Origin of the sequence: Acidiplasma aeolicum (genome assembly GCF_001402945.1) — an archaeon.
Lineage (GTDB): Archaea > Thermoplasmatota > Thermoplasmata > Thermoplasmatales > Thermoplasmataceae > Acidiplasma > Acidiplasma aeolicum.
The window spans coordinates 1-13,046 of record NZ_LKBG01000227.1; the positions used below are offsets into that span (position 1 = coordinate 1).

The following is a 13,046-nucleotide window of genomic DNA, read 5'->3' on the forward strand; positions in this document are numbered from 1 at the left end:
TTATAATTTTTTTATTTATAATATTTTTAAATATTTCATAATCTGCTGTTATTTTTTCTGATGGATTAATATTATCAGAATTTTTTAAAAATTTCAGTTGGTTATCCCTGTATGTCAATCGTGCAGCAAAGTGGTGAAAAATTTTTATCTCATTGATTTGGTCCAGGGTATTATTATCATCCATTATATTATATAAATATCATAATTATAAATTTTTGTTAATATTATCTCTTTTAGGGACTTTTGTTAGATACATCTATTTTTCTTCATTTATTTTGTAAATAAATGTTTAAATATCAACAAGGCAATTATTATGCAATGATAAACGGACTTATTTCCAAAAATACTGTCTTTGATAATTATGGCAGGCCTGTTACAAGCCTGAGAATACAGCTAAATGCCATATGCAATTTTAACTGCTTTTTCTGCCACATGGAGGGCACGGAAAGGAATATGTCGTTTTTAACGCCGGAGAATATAGAAAAAATAGTTGAGGTGGCTGCCTCACATGGTGTTAATAAGGTAAAATTCACAGGCGGTGAGCCCACACTCAGAAACGATATACTTGAAATAATAAGAAGGACAAGGAAGCATATTAATGGAAGTATATCAATGACCACAAATGGAGTTTTGCTCCCAATACTGGCGGTGAAATTAAAAGATGCCGGCCTCGATAGGGTAAATATATCAATGCATTCCAATGATGATTACACCTTTGAAAAAATTACAAACGTTAGGAGGGATTATCTTGACACTGTTAAAAGAGGCATACAGGCGGCAAACAATGCAGGCTTAACACCAGTCAAGGTTAATTTTGTTGTTCTCAAGGGCATCAATGAGGACCAGATAGATTCCATGATAAACTTCTGTGCAAAAAATCACGCAATACTCCAGTTAATAGAGTTTGAAACGTCCCGTGGCAGGGAAAATTCAGGTGATTATTTAAAATATCATGTCAGCCTTGAGCCAATTGAGGAAAAAATAAAAAAACGCTCGATTTATATGGAAAGAAATGAACTGCATAACCGTGAAAGGTATATATTGAATACATTGGACGGCGAGGTTAAGGTGGAATTTGTAAAACCAATGCATAATAAGGATTTCTGCAAACACTGCACCAGATTGAGGGTAACAGCAGATGGCAATTTTAAAACATGTTTGCTTAGAGAAAATGATTATTTTAATATAAAGGATAAGCTTAACAATCAAAGGTCACTTGATGAAGAGTTTATCAAGGCTGTGAAAAACAGAATACCCTACTGGAGGTGATTATTATGAAAATAAATGTTAGGTATTTTGCAAGCATAAGGGACATTACAGGCCGTGATGAGGAGTGTATAGAAATAAATTCAGATGATATAAATGAATTAAAAACCATACTATTTAAAAAATATCCAGAATTATTGGACAGAAGGCAGATATTCTTTGCTGTTAATGAGGAATATTATAATGGCCAGAGGTTAAAAGATTCCGATAATATAGCTGTTTTTCCGCAGGTAAGTGGTGGATAATAAAATCCAAATGTTGCACAAATAAATAGTATAAATTTTTAAAGTTTGTAACTATATGGGTAAAATGGGATTTCTTGAAAATTACAGGATCTGCAAGCATGCATATAAAAATGCCTTTGCTGTTGCAAGGGAAATTACAGCAAAAAAGGACAGAATAATAGTTAATGCCATTCCAAACAGGCGGGCAATATGGAACCATGAAAAGGCAATGCTTTATGCAATATGCAAATACTATGGCCAGTGCGGGAAGAATTTAGATTTTTTTACATTTGAGGATACAAAGCTTCCAGACTGCATTAATTTTAAGTATAAATATGGCCAGCTAATGATGTGTAACCTTGATTCAGACCCTGACTTTTCTGACGTATTCATATTTGACCGTCTTTCATTTTTAACAGGAAACAACCCTGATGTATTAATAATCTCAGAGGATAATGGGGATTCCCTTCTTTATGCAGCACTTAACACCTCTGGAAAAATTTATGGAATAAATCATAATAAAAACGCCGTGAAAAATTTAAACATAAATGAGGTTGATAGGAGAATAAAATTCATTAACTGTGAATACTCCGATGGTAAAAATATTAAACTCTCAGAAATATTTGAAAAGTACTGCAATGATGCAGATTATGTTTATATAGATGCAAAAACATGTGAAAACAAATTTTTATCAGAGGAAAACGATTCATTTGAAAAGATTAAAAGAATAGCTGTTAAATCATATGCAGATCCGGAGGTTGTAAAGGCCAAACTGGAAAAATATGGATTTACGGCCAGTATAACAAAAAATGCGCATAATAAATTCTCCTATATTTACGGGGAAAAATAAAAAAATTATTCTATAATTTTTTCAACCTGTTTGCCGGTTGATTTTGGACCTATCAGTGCAAGGTCAATTACAACTATGGCAATGAAGACCCATATTATTCCAAAGCTGGCGAGCACCCCATGAGGAAGTATAACTGCCGCTATGAATAAAACCAGTATTGATGTGGATACCCTGCTTACGGAATAAACCGTGCCTGCCGCGGTTGGCCTTACCCTTGTTGGAAATATTTCTGCCTGGTATGCATGGAAAAAGTTTGAAAAGTTCCAGAGAATAAACGTTGTTATGAAACCAAATATAATCACCATGTAAACATTTGTGGCAATTCCAAATAAAGTTCCAAAGACCCCTGCAAGAATAGCTGTTAATATAATTCCCCATTTCCTTTCGATCTTATCCACTATAAATAAATTAAACACCGATCCAAAGAAGAAGCCAGCGAATATCAGAAATGTAAACTCAAGGGTTGATGCTATTGTGTAACCTTTTGCTATCAAAAACGTTGGTGCAAGTGCAGTAAATCCATAAAATATTCCAGACTGAAAGAACTGGAATATAAGCATCATTGTTGTTCTCTCTCTTAAATCAGGTTCAAATATATCCTTAAACCTGCTTTTAGCCTCATTTACCTCTGTTTCTGTTTCCACAGGCGGTAGCTTGCTTAACTTTAGGTCCTTTTTGGTCTTGTCCTCCCATTCAGTGGTTATTTCATCAGCCTCTTTATATTTGCCCTGAGTTTCAAGCCATCTTGGCGATTCCTTAAGCCTGGTTCTTACTGCCCATATTGCAATTCCAACAGCACCCATGAACCAGAATATAATTCTCCATGAGTAAAATGGTGGTGCATATTTTTGCATTGCAAATGTCAGAAATGCTATAAATGGACCGGCGGTAACAGCAATTGTGTAAACAAGTGCAAGTCTGTTTCCCCTGACCTTGCCCGGCATCATTTCTGTTGTAAATGAATCAACAAGAGGGAATTCCCCACCGACACCAATGCCACCTATAAAAATAAATATTGCCATGGCAAGATAATTACTCATTAGGCCTGCAATAAACATTCCTGTTGAAAATACAAGCAGATTGTATAAAAACACAAATTTTCTGCCCCTTCTATCGGCAAGCCATCCAAAGAAAATGCTTCCAGTAAATTCTCCAAGGAAAAATGCAGTTGGGATTATGAGTGTACCAACAGTTGTACTGAAATGAAGCACGCTTACCATGAGTGCCAGTATGGCACCATTTCCCAGAAGCATGAGTGTCTCTGCCCATTCACCACCGGCGACCATAAGCAGAAAATTCCTGTGAACACCTGACCATGGGAGTCTTTCCAGTCTATCAGACACGCTACCAGCGTATGGTTTCCCATCCATGTAATTACAAATATATAATAGTATTAAAATACATATTCTAACATATTAAATAAAACTTTTAACGCATTTTAATATTTAATGAGATAATAAATGTTATTTAATTACACCGGAATCTATAAAATTTTTAATTTCCTCAGCTGTATAGCCAAGTTCTCTTAGAATTTTTAATGACGAGCATCCAAGGTTTTCTATATTTTTTTTATTATTTCTTGTACCGGGAACATATGGCATAATAAAATCAGTGCCATTATATTCTGCATTAACCATGTGCATAAGTGCGTGTTCATTTTTTAATAAATCCCACGGCCTGTTTAAAATTCCGTAGCTTATATTAAATTTATTCAGTCTTAAAATTATGTCATTTAAATTATATGAAATTAAAATTTTCTGGATTTCCGGAATTAATTTATCACGCTGGTTATATCTTTGAATGTTGGATTTGTATTCATCCCTTGGAGGTATATTAAATGCCCTGCAGAAATCACCCCATTGAGTATCCGTTGATATTGCTATAAAGATTTTTTTGTTATCAGAAGACATAAAAAAATCATATATTCCCCATGCAAAATTTTCCTCATTTAATGGCATTAAATCCCTTTTCTCCTTCTGGTATGTTACAATGTGCTGACCCACAAGAAACATGGCGGTTTCAAACAAACCTATTTTTATGAACCCTGATTCATGCCTTCTGAGTTTATCAAGGACTAGCATTACACCCATCATGGCAGTGGCCATATCTATGGCTGATGAACCTATCCTCATTGGTTTATTTTTAAGTCCGGTCATATATGCAATGCCAGATTCTATTTCTATTGGGAAATCAAGCGATTTTCTATTTTCATACGGCCCGCACATATAGCCCTTTATTGATAAATATATTATTTTTGGGTTTAACTGTTTTATGCGGTCCTGATTAATTATTTTATCCATAGATCCAGGACCTAGATTTTCAACAATTATATCTGCATTTTTTATTAGGCCTTCCAGTATTTTTTTGCCAGTATCTGTCCTGAAATCCAGTGCAATGCTCTCCTTGCCCCGATTATAATATTCAAAGGTACCAGAGCTTGAACCTGTCAATTTTCTTGATATATCGCCACCATTGGGATTCTCAATCTTAATTACCCTGAACCCAAGATCTGAAAATATTAAACCTGCAGTTGGGCCTGCAACCACCTGGCCAATTTCAAGCACGGTAATCAATTTAAATCACCGGCCAGCTTAATTATTTCCTCCGCACTTAACACCATTCCAGTATCTGATGATAGGTCTTTTATCTTTTTTATTAATAAATTAAGATTTTCATCGCTAAGGTTTAAATTATTAATTGCCAAAATATTCCTTATCATGGCCTTCCCTGTATAAACATTTACTGAATAATCAGTACCGGTAAAAATATTGCCATAAGAGGCATGTGTCCCTGCAGTATTGTAATTTATATTTTTGCCAAAAACTGGTATATTATCATAAAAAAATTGCTGGCCTGCCTTTTCTGTTATTAGGTCATGCATGAAACTGTATAAAGTCTTCATTTTCTCCATATTTATACTGGTTTTACCCAGGTTATTCAGGTAATTTGATATGACTGCAATATCTGTGATGCCATTCCTCTCACCGAGGCCAAATACACTTGCATCAACATAATCTGCACCGTTTTTTAATCCCTCAATTGCATTGGCTATTGAATATCCATAATCATTATGGCAGTGTATTTCCAGTGATGTTTTTACCTCATTTTTAATCCTTTTAATTATCGTTCCATATTTATTTGGTTCCGTAATTCCCTTTGTATCTGGAATCTGGATAATATCAGCACCTGAGTCATGTATTAACCTTGATATTTTTATTAAATCATTTATGGTGTACTGGTCAATATCAACCAGGGCGACCTCAAGTTTTCTGCAAAGCCTTGATGCATACCTTATATTTTCCAAAATTGTGTTAATATCTTTTATTATGAAGGGTAAATGCAGGGATATATTTGCTCCAGTGGAGTATATTTCGTCTATATCAGATTTTAATGTTCTTCCAAGACCATAAACATCCTTAAAAATTCCCCTTTTAACTATTTCCTGAGTTACATACTTTTCAGACTCGTGGGCAGATGGATATGAAACCAGGGCTTTTTTAATTCCAGCATCAGATATCATTGTGGCAAGTTTTATTTTTTCATTTACAGTGAATGCAATGCCTGGTGCCTGCATTCCCTCCCTCAAAGTATCATCAGAAATCATGGGTTAAATATAATATTTGATTATATTAAATTATAATATAACAGATTAGATAATATAATGGTTTTTATAAAATTTATGTTAAAGCATGCTTTTATTAACCCCGAAGATTTTATCGTCCTTCCAGAATTTCTTAATAATTACTGCCACTGAAATAATAACAGGGATAATTAGAATCGCAAAGGTTTTTTCAAAGCCTATGTAAGGTATTATGGCCGCAAAGATTAATGGTATAATCATGAAAAGGCTCATGTTATAGGAATAGAAATAAGAATTTATCGCATTCCTTTCATATATGGATGATCCACGTGATATTTCAATGGTGGATAGTGGAAATATGGAACCGTGCGGTATACCCAGAAGCATCATAACAAGTATAAATGTATCATAATTTGGAAGAAACGGGAACAGTATTAGGGCTATAACTGTTATTGCCGGGGCAATAATTATTGCGTACCTGATATTTTTTATTGGCCTTATGCTAAGGTAAATCCTAACAAAAAACGATACTGTAAAGAAGAATACAAATGGAAGGTATGCCATGTATCTGCTTACCTGGAATCTTGTTTCTGCAAATATGGCAAGAAAAACGGTCAGGGCGGCAAATGGAACATTATAGGTGGTTATTGTTAGTATTGATGTCCATAGGCCACTATTATGTCTAATGGATTTCCCATGTGTTTCCCTTTTATTTTCCGGGAATTCCATGAAAAATGATGATATAAATCCTATGATGCCAATTGGTGCAAAGAAAAGAAATATAGTTCTATAACTTATAATTTTGAGCAAATAGGATTCCAGGGTTGGGCCAAAGACAAGGCTAAAACTTAGACCAACGGAATAGATGCTTAAAAGCCTTTCCCTGCCTGTTTGATCAGGATAGAGGCTTGCAGATGTAACTATATTTGGCAGAATTATACCGTATGCCAGCCCAATTAAAAATGAAATAATAAAAACGCTTATGCTATTTGATAAATAGTAAAGTATTAAAAACAATGTTAATAAAAAATTTGAGAAGACAAATACCTTTTTCCTTAACCGGGCGTTCATTAATGGATTCAAAAATGATGTGGCTATTACAGTGCCAAGATATATTACTGCAGTAACAAGTGCGGTTAATATATAGGAAAAGTGAAGAATGTATTTGGAGAATAAAGGCACGGTTGTCACAACCATATTGTTAGTTGATCTCATTGAGATTGCCATTAAAATTAATATTATGGAATATAAGAGAAAAACATGTTTGCTGTTGTTTAGTTTATTCATAAACCATTATTTAATGGTATTATTTATATGGTTCGTTATTTTTTTGATTATTAACTTATGCCATATAAAAGCTTAAAATAAGATATTATAAAAGTTTGGATTAACATAGCATATAATTATTTTATTTTAAAATTTTAATATTAATTATGGGTAAATACCATACCGGTAAAATTTTAATTTTGATGTTATCAATAATTTCTTCCCTGAATTCATCCTTGCTTATAATTACACCATAATTTAAATTTAGTTTTTTAAAACTTTTATAAAATTTTTTATCTCTACATTATTTCTATATTTAACCTCCACAGGTATAATATTACCATTTTTTAAAATAAAGTCTATTTCATAATTTTTATCCCTGAAATAATATTTCGAATCAAGTTCCTGCATGACAAAATTTTCTATTAATTTTTCATAATAACTATAATCCATAATGTTTTTATAATTGCATACAAAGGCTGAATTATAAAAATATACCTTTTTCATTTTCCGTGATGCTGATGTAAATGATCTTCTAAAATTTAATATCAATTTAATAATCAATGAATATTCTAAATAACCAAAATAATTTATTAATGTCTCCTTAGAAATATTAAGCTCTTTTGATAATGAGTGGTTGTGTACCGTATTTTGTGTATTTATAAACCCCATGTTAATAATGATATGATCATTAAAAAGGATGATAGTGTAATTCTTTTGCTGTAAATTTAAAATGACTATTTGCAATATTATAATGAGGTAAACAAAATGACAAATGAAAAGAGTCAATTAATAAGTATAGAGGAATTAATAAAGGTTTTCATAAATGACAGAAAAGATGGAAAGAAGGAACTGATTACATGGTTCTTAAACAATGTAATGGATCAGTCCATTTGAAAGTTAAATGCTGTAAGATCTTAAAGGAATAATAAAAGGACAGGCTACAGGAATGGAACCAAAAAAGGAAATTAAAGACTTTGGATGGTGAATTAACATTAGACAAGCCTGATATAAGGTCAGGATCTTTTACAACTAAGGTATTCGACAAATACTCCACTGTTGAAAGGGCATTAAACTCTGTAATAGCAGAATCATACATTAATGGTGTATCAACAAGATCTGTTAACAGTATAATAAATAATCTTGGTGTCAGTGTATCTACTGAGTATGTATCATCACTGAATAAGGAACTGGATGCCAAGGTTAAGGAAGTCTTAGAAACAAGGATAGATGATAAAATAATATACCTATATAGATGCATCATACTTTAGGGTAAGGGAAAATAATAAATATAAATCAATGGCATTATACACATCAATAGGTGTAAACAGCAATAGAATAAGACAGATTCTTTCCATTAATATTTATAATTCAGAGGATGGGATGGACTGGAATAATTTCTTCTTTAAACTCAAGGAAAGGGATTGACAGGAGCAAAGCTGGTAATATCAGATGGCCATAGGGGAATAATCAATGCAGTGAAGGAATCATTTCCGGGATCCTGGGGCATTTTTTTATTATGGGTCTTTATACTAATAAATATGATTATATATCCAACATCAAGATGATTAATATAAAATTTATAATGTTATTTTAAAGTATTCTTTCATCATGAGTATATATATTAAATTTATTATCGCGTGCAAAAGAAATTAATGTAATATTAAATGTATCTGCAAGTTCCACCGCAAGCGATGAGGGTGCAGAGACTGAACTAATAATTGATATGCCAAACATAGCCGCTTTCTGTACTATTTCAAAACTTGCCCGACCACTCACCTGCATTATTGTGTCCTCCATCCTTGATATACCATTGAGAAGAAGTTTTCCTATGGATTTATCAACGGCATTATGCCTTCCTATATCCTCAGATATGGATATCAAATTTCCATTATAATCAAATATGGCAGCGGCATGTATACCACCTGTATATCTGAATATCTCCTGATTTTCCCTCATTTTTTTTGGTAACAAAGAAATCAGATTATGTTCTACCCTATCTTTTATTTTCACAAATTTGGAATTTTTTATAAAAACATTCTCTATATTTGTTTTACCGCATACACCGCAGCTTGAATTAACGTAAAAATTTCTCTGATTTGTTAAATCATAATCAATTTTATTTACACTTACTATAACTATATTATTTTTTTCGTTTATTTTAGCTCCATAATCATAATTTACGCCTTGAAAATCTTTTATTTTTAACATTCCTTCATCAAATAAAAATCCAACGGCAAGTGGGAAATCATCAACCGGTGTTCTCATTATAACCGACACCGGCTCTGTGTTTTTGCCATCTGATAATCTTATTTCCAGGGGTTCTTCTGATGTTATGTAATCATTTGTAAAATATTTATTTCCATCGATACATTTTATAATTTTTTTATTAATATATGGATTCATTTTTTACCAAATGTATCTGATAGTATCTTCAACAGTAATATAATAGTCCTGGCAGTATCATTATTATTTATAGTCCTCGCTATATCCATAAGCCCATATCTTCTATCAGGAATTTTAGCATTACTTATTGCATTTCCAAGTTCTGACATGTAATTTACAGTTTTATCTGTGTCCAGTTTTGATAAAAGCTGGAATATACTAAAAATATTTGTCATGGATCTTTTTGTATCCTCTGATTCTAGCTGGTCTGATAATGTGTCTATGATATATTTATAATTTGATGTTAATGCATTAATAAGTGAAAAAAACCCGGAATCGTTAAGATTTTTAACTGTTTTAAGAAGGTTGCTGAAACTTTCCTTATATTCCTCAGGCAGCATGTCTGTTATATCCATTTCGTTTTTTTCATTTTCCTCAATATATTCTATTGGTTTTGCCATTTTAATCATCCGTTAATTTTACATAATCTGTTCTCTTCCACTTCATTTCTATGTTTATTCCTTTTTGTGGAACACGTTTTCCAAATCTTGGATTTGTTTTTGGAAGTGGAGATGGACCCTTATCTTTTAATTTAATTATTTTAACAGGCAATTCCTTATATGACGGTGTATCTGAATCAGGATCGCGGTTATATGACGTAAGCATGTTTATGCCCTCCTCGTCATATGCAGCATTCATAGGCATATACAGCTCATTTCCACTCACTCTATCGGTTACAAGGGCACGTACCTTTACACTGCCCCACTTTGAGACTATTTTTACATAATCACCGGATTCTATGCCATAATCCTTTGCCAGGTCATTTGATATCTCAACAAAGGTGTCAGGCACTTTTTCCCTTATACCGGGGGTTTTAAATGTTTCATTTCCCTCATGGAAATGCTCAAGCATTCTTCCATTGTTTAGGTGAAGCGGGTATTCTTCATCCTCCATTAATGGAGGCCTGTATTTAAGTATGTATAGTCTTGCCTTGCCATCAGGGAAATTGAATCTATCCTCATATAAATATTCAGAATCCTCACCATTTTCCTTCATGGGCCACTGAAGGCTCTTAAATCCTTCGAGCCTGGAATAATTAACGCCCTTAAATATGGGGCACAATTCAGATGCCTCATCCATTATATCAGATGGATTTTTATAATTCCATCCCGCTCCAAGCTCATTTGCAATATCCTGAATTATTTCCCAGTCAGGTCTGGTTTCAGCATATGGTTCCATGACTCTGTACAATCTCTGTATCCTTCTTTCAGTATTCACAAATGTACCTTCCTTTTCAAGGCTTACGCTTGCCGGCAAAACAACATCTGCAAATTTTGCAGTTTCTGAGAAAAATACATCCTCAACTATTAAGAATTCAAGATTTTCAAGTGATTTTCTTACCATTTCAGAATCTGGACCAGTACTGACAAATTCCTGTCCAACAATATACATTGCTTTTATTTTATCGTTATCTATGTTTTCTATGCATGATACATTATCTATTCCTGGCTTAACCGAAAGCTTTGTATTCCACGCCTTCTCAAATTTTTGTATAACATTTTTATCATTTATTGGCTGATATCCAGGCAGATAAGTTGGCATTGCACCGAAATCACTTGCACCCTGTACATTGTTATGTCCCCTTAAAGGATACGCTCCTGTGCCTGGTCTTCCGTAATTGCCGGTTATCAGTAATAAATTAGATATTGCAGTTGATTCATCAGACCCTGCAGAATGCTGTGTAACACCCATGGCCCATAGTATGCACATATTTTTAACACTATGAATCATCTCTGCAGTTTTTATAATCTGATTCCTTGGTATTCCTGTTATTTTTTCAGCATTTTCCAGTGTAAATGATGATAGACTTTTATAATAATCATCAAAATTATTTACTCTTTCATCTATGAATTTTTTATCATGCCATTTTTTATCTATAATATATTTTGTTATGGCGGAAAGCAGTACAATGTCAGTTCCAGGTGCAGGATGCAAATATATATCTGCACGTTCTGCCATCTCATTTTTTCTTAAATCAGAAACTATTAATTTCTGCCCATTTAATTTATGCGCCCTTTTTATTCTTGTTGCAATAACTGGATGGGATTCTGCTGTATTTGCCCCTATTATAAACACAAGATCAGATTTGTAAATATCCATTATTGATCCTGCATCACCACCATAACCTACAGTTCTCCACAGTCCTGTTGTTGCAGGAGCCTGACAAAACCTTGAGGAATTATCAATGTTATTGTTGTGAAATATCTGTCTTGCAAGTTTCTGCATTAAATATGCTTCTTCATTAGTTCCCTTTGATGATGCTATAAACATTATTGATTCATTGCCGTATTTTTCAGAAACCTTTTTTAATCCATTGGCAGCGAACCTTATTGCATCTGACCATGATGTCTCAATAAATTTGCCATTTTTCCTTATAAGTGGCTTTTTTAATCTTTCCTTGCTGTTTACAAAATCCCATCCAAATTTACCCTTTATGCATGTGGATATACCATTCGCCGGTGATTCAATCTCCGGCTGTACCTTCAAAATTTTTCTTCCCTTGGTCCACATAGTGAATGAACATCCAACACCACAGTATGTACATACAGTTTTTGTCTTTTTTATCTGTTCATTTCTCATCTGTGCCTCAATGTTGCTTATTTTCATTATCATGCCAATACCTATTGGTTTCTCCAATCCTTTTCCAAAATCCACCAAATTATCTTTGGCTTTTTTTGTTAGCGATGTAAAATAGCCCGCCTCTTCCAGCATTGATTTTTCCATCAAGGCATTTACAGGGCAAACGGTAACACAGTGGCCACATGAAACACATGAAGACTCATTTATTGGTTTATTATCATCCCATATAACACGTGGTTTCTCAAGTGACCAGTCTATGCTTAAAGTCTCATTTACCTCAACATCCTGGCATGCCTCAACACACCGCCCACATAATATACATTCATCTGGATCATACCTGTAAAATGGATTTGAATAATCCGGTTCATACCCCTTTTTTTCAAACGGATATTTTTGCCTTTCCAAATTTAACTTATCAACTGCATTATGCAATGCACAGTCACCGTTATTATTTTCACATACAGTGCAGTGTAAATTGTGTCTCGTAAGTAATCTATTCACTGCTTCTAACTGCCTTGATTTTACATCTTCTATCTCATAACATATATTCATATTATCCTCAATTTCTGTGGAGCATGCCCTTACAAATTTGCCATTTGCTTTAACAATGCATGTATCACATGATTCTATTGGTCCAAGAGCTGGGTTAAAGCATACATGCGGTATATCTATATTATTTTCCATCATGGTTTCTAGAATAGTTTTACCTTTTTCGACATTATATTCATTTTTATCTATAAAAACTCTTAATTCTGGCATTAAATCATCTAATTAATTATAAATTACTATTATTTATACATTTATACTCAGAATATTGTATAAATTTTTAAATAAT

15 protein-coding genes and 1 pseudogene are annotated in these 13,046 nt (G+C 33.2%); 7 read left to right on the top strand and 9 right to left on the bottom strand.

The genetic code is table 11. The annotated features are described in order from the left end of the window. Positions 1 to 184, bottom strand: a 184-nt coding sequence (locus AOG54_RS05320; protein WP_156324218.1) for a hypothetical protein, incomplete at its 3' end; no start/stop codon positions are given. A gap of 134 nt (positions 185 to 318) precedes the next feature. Between AOG54_RS05320 and moaA the strand changes: the two genes are divergently transcribed. The 3 genes from moaA (at position 319) to AOG54_RS05335 (ending at position 2,340) form a co-directional block, all read left to right on the top strand. Continuing rightward, positions 319 to 1,269 carry a GTP 3',8-cyclase MoaA gene (gene moaA, locus AOG54_RS05325; RefSeq protein ID WP_048101238.1) on the top strand — a complete coding sequence of 317 codons (951 nt, stop codon included), beginning with the start codon at positions 319 to 321 and terminating at the stop codon, positions 1,267 to 1,269. A 5-nt stretch (positions 1,270 to 1,274) separates the two neighbouring features. After that, positions 1,275 to 1,511 carry a molybdopterin converting factor subunit 1 gene (moaD, locus tag AOG54_RS05330; protein WP_048101239.1) on the top strand — a complete coding sequence of 79 codons (237 nt, stop codon included), beginning with the start codon at positions 1,275 to 1,277 and terminating at the stop codon, positions 1,509 to 1,511. A 64-nt stretch (positions 1,512 to 1,575) separates the two neighbouring features. Further along, positions 1,576 to 2,340 (top strand): hypothetical protein, encoded by a 765-nt coding sequence (locus tag AOG54_RS05335; protein ID WP_054964017.1) that lies wholly within the window; start codon positions 1,576 to 1,578, stop codon positions 2,338 to 2,340. Positions 2,341 to 2,345: 5 nt separating this feature from the next. Here the strand turns inward: AOG54_RS05335 and AOG54_RS05340 are convergent, their stop codons facing one another. From AOG54_RS05340 to AOG54_RS05360, 5 genes are all read right to left on the bottom strand, one after another. Next, positions 2,346 to 3,710 (bottom strand): MFS transporter, encoded by a 1,365-nt coding sequence (locus AOG54_RS05340; RefSeq protein ID WP_048101241.1) that lies wholly within the window; start codon positions 3,708 to 3,710, stop codon positions 2,346 to 2,348. 93 nt (positions 3,711 to 3,803) lie between these two features. Next, positions 3,804 to 4,904: a CaiB/BaiF CoA transferase family protein gene (locus AOG54_RS05345; RefSeq protein WP_231563410.1), complete on the bottom strand. Its 1,101-nt coding sequence runs from the start codon at positions 4,902 to 4,904 to the stop codon at positions 3,804 to 3,806. A 5-nt stretch (positions 4,905 to 4,909) separates the two neighbouring features. After that, positions 4,910 to 5,944, bottom strand: a complete 1,035-nt coding sequence (locus AOG54_RS05350) for a hypothetical protein (protein WP_048101242.1) — start codon at positions 5,942 to 5,944, stop codon at positions 4,910 to 4,912. 78 nt (positions 5,945 to 6,022) lie between these two features. Further along, positions 6,023 to 7,207: an MFS transporter gene (locus AOG54_RS05355; RefSeq protein ID WP_048101243.1), complete on the bottom strand. Its 1,185-nt coding sequence runs from the start codon at positions 7,205 to 7,207 to the stop codon at positions 6,023 to 6,025. A gap of 243 nt (positions 7,208 to 7,450) precedes the next feature. Beyond that, on the bottom strand, positions 7,451 to 7,858 hold the full coding sequence (locus AOG54_RS05360; RefSeq protein ID WP_055032509.1) for a DUF4143 domain-containing protein: 408 nt from the start codon (positions 7,856 to 7,858) through the stop codon (positions 7,451 to 7,453). A 96-nt stretch (positions 7,859 to 7,954) separates the two neighbouring features. On the opposite strand from AOG54_RS05360, the gene AOG54_RS10175 reads away from it, so the two are divergent. The 4 genes and pseudogenes from AOG54_RS10175 to AOG54_RS10260 all read left to right on the top strand — a co-directional run bounded on the left by AOG54_RS10175 (position 7,955) and on the right by AOG54_RS10260 (position 8,754). Continuing rightward, positions 7,955 to 8,083, top strand: coding sequence for a hypothetical protein (locus AOG54_RS10175; protein ID WP_255350855.1), 129 nt, complete (start codon positions 7,955 to 7,957; stop codon positions 8,081 to 8,083). Positions 8,084 to 8,154: 71 nt separating this feature from the next. Next, a pseudogene (locus AOG54_RS10180) lies at positions 8,155 to 8,457 on the top strand (transposase); the annotation flags it as partial. Positions 8,458 to 8,485: 28 nt separating this feature from the next. After that, on the top strand, positions 8,486 to 8,614 hold the full coding sequence (locus tag AOG54_RS10255) for a transposase (RefSeq protein ID WP_269082533.1): 129 nt from the start codon (positions 8,486 to 8,488) through the stop codon (positions 8,612 to 8,614). Beyond that, positions 8,611 to 8,754 carry a hypothetical protein gene (locus tag AOG54_RS10260; RefSeq protein ID WP_156150285.1) on the top strand — a complete coding sequence of 48 codons (144 nt, stop codon included), beginning with the start codon at positions 8,611 to 8,613 and terminating at the stop codon, positions 8,752 to 8,754. Before AOG54_RS10255 ends, AOG54_RS10260 begins: the two co-directional genes overlap by 4 nt. A 25-nt stretch (positions 8,755 to 8,779) precedes the next feature. On the opposite strand, the gene fdhD is transcribed toward AOG54_RS10260, so the two are convergent. From fdhD to fdhF, 3 genes are read right to left on the bottom strand one after another with little or no spacing between them, the layout of a single operon-like run. Further along, positions 8,780 to 9,592, bottom strand: coding sequence for a formate dehydrogenase accessory sulfurtransferase FdhD (gene fdhD / locus AOG54_RS05370; protein WP_052656705.1), 813 nt, complete (start codon positions 9,590 to 9,592; stop codon positions 8,780 to 8,782). Continuing rightward, positions 9,589 to 10,032, bottom strand: coding sequence for a DUF1641 domain-containing protein (locus AOG54_RS05375; protein ID WP_156150286.1), 444 nt, complete (start codon positions 10,030 to 10,032; stop codon positions 9,589 to 9,591). Before AOG54_RS05375 ends, fdhD begins: the two co-directional genes overlap by 4 nt. 1 nt (position 10,033) lies before the next feature. Continuing rightward, positions 10,034 to 12,970, bottom strand: coding sequence for a formate dehydrogenase subunit alpha (gene fdhF, locus AOG54_RS05380; RefSeq protein WP_055032510.1), 2,937 nt, complete (start codon positions 12,968 to 12,970; stop codon positions 10,034 to 10,036). Between the last annotated feature and the right edge of the window lie 76 nt (positions 12,971 to 13,046).

What these genes read in the sequence shown, in the direction of transcription:
- fdhF (WP_055032510.1), bottom strand. Translation starts at nt 12,970, where the DNA reads ATGCCAGAATTAAGAGTTTTTATAGATAAAAATGAATATAATGTCGAA.
- AOG54_RS05335 (WP_054964017.1), top strand. Translation starts at nt 1,576, where the DNA reads ATGGGATTTCTTGAAAATTACAGGATCTGCAAGCATGCATATAAAAAT.
- AOG54_RS05340 (WP_048101241.1), bottom strand. Translation starts at nt 3,710, where the DNA reads ATGGATGGGAAACCATACGCTGGTAGCGTGTCTGATAGACTGGAAAGA.
- moaD (WP_048101239.1), top strand. Translation starts at nt 1,275, where the DNA reads ATGAAAATAAATGTTAGGTATTTTGCAAGCATAAGGGACATTACAGGC.
- AOG54_RS05350 (WP_048101242.1), bottom strand. Translation starts at nt 5,944, where the DNA reads ATGATTTCTGATGATACTTTGAGGGAGGGAATGCAGGCACCAGGCATT.
- fdhD (WP_052656705.1), bottom strand. Translation starts at nt 9,592, where the DNA reads ATGAATCCATATATTAATAAAAAAATTATAAAATGTATCGATGGAAAT.
- AOG54_RS05355 (WP_048101243.1), bottom strand. Translation starts at nt 7,207, where the DNA reads ATGAATAAACTAAACAACAGCAAACATGTTTTTCTCTTATATTCCATA.
- AOG54_RS05360 (WP_055032509.1), bottom strand. Translation starts at nt 7,858, where the DNA reads ATGGGGTTTATAAATACACAAAATACGGTACACAACCACTCATTATCA.
- AOG54_RS05375 (WP_156150286.1), bottom strand. Translation starts at nt 10,032, where the DNA reads ATGGCAAAACCAATAGAATATATTGAGGAAAATGAAAAAAACGAAATG.
- AOG54_RS10255 (WP_269082533.1), top strand. Translation starts at nt 8,486, where the DNA reads ATGGCATTATACACATCAATAGGTGTAAACAGCAATAGAATAAGACAG.
- AOG54_RS10175 (WP_255350855.1), top strand. Translation starts at nt 7,955, where the DNA reads ATGACAAATGAAAAGAGTCAATTAATAAGTATAGAGGAATTAATAAAG.
- moaA (WP_048101238.1), top strand. Translation starts at nt 319, where the DNA reads ATGATAAACGGACTTATTTCCAAAAATACTGTCTTTGATAATTATGGC.